We start from the raw sequence: 684 nt of genomic DNA, 5'->3' as shown, positions 1-684 counted from the left end.
GCGTCGCGGCCTTGACCGCGACCCCGTTCTCGTCCGTCATCGCACGGACTCGGCCGTAGGCCGTGCCCGCCACGATGGCGTCACCGACGTGGAGCGTGCCGGACTGGATGAGGACCGTGGCGACTGCACCGCGACCCTTGTCGAGCCGGGCCTCGATCGCGACACCACGGGCGTCCTTGTCGGGGTTCGCACGCAGGTCGAGACCGGCGTCCGCGGTGAGCAGCACGGCGTCCAGGAGCTCCTGGATGCCGATGTTCTGCCGTGCCGACACGTCGACGAACATGACGTCGCCGCCGTACTCCTCGGCCACCAGGTTGTACTCGGTGAGCTGCTGGCGGACCTTGGCGGGGTTCGCGCCTTCCTTGTCGATCTTGTTGACCGCGACGACGATCGGCACACCGGCCGACTGCGCGTGGTTCAACGCCTCGATGGTCTGGGGCATGATGCCGTCGTCCGCCGCGACCACGAGGATCGCGATGTCCGTCACCTGGGCACCACGGGCACGCATGGCCGTGAAGGCCTCGTGACCCGGGGTGTCGATGAAGGTGATCGGGCGGTCGATGCCCTCGTGCTGCGCGACGATCTGGTAGGCACCGATGTGCTGGGTGATGCCACCGGCCTCGCCCTCGACGACCTTCGAGTTGCGGATCGCGTCGAGGAGGCGGGTCTTGCCGTGGTCGACGT

Annotated in this window: 1 protein-coding gene; it reads right to left on the bottom strand. The window is 68.4% G+C overall.

The features are described from left to right. Positions 1 to 684: translation initiation factor IF-2 (locus tag BIU91_RS14895; RefSeq protein ID WP_139196868.1), on the bottom strand; the 684-nt coding region annotated here is incomplete at both ends.

This window comes from Curtobacterium sp. MMLR14_002 (genome assembly GCF_001864975.1).
Lineage (GTDB): Bacteria > Actinomycetota > Actinomycetes > Actinomycetales > Microbacteriaceae > Curtobacterium > Curtobacterium flaccumfaciens.
Note: the sequence above shows the minus strand (reverse complement) of the source record. Positions and strands in the feature narration are given on the sequence as shown.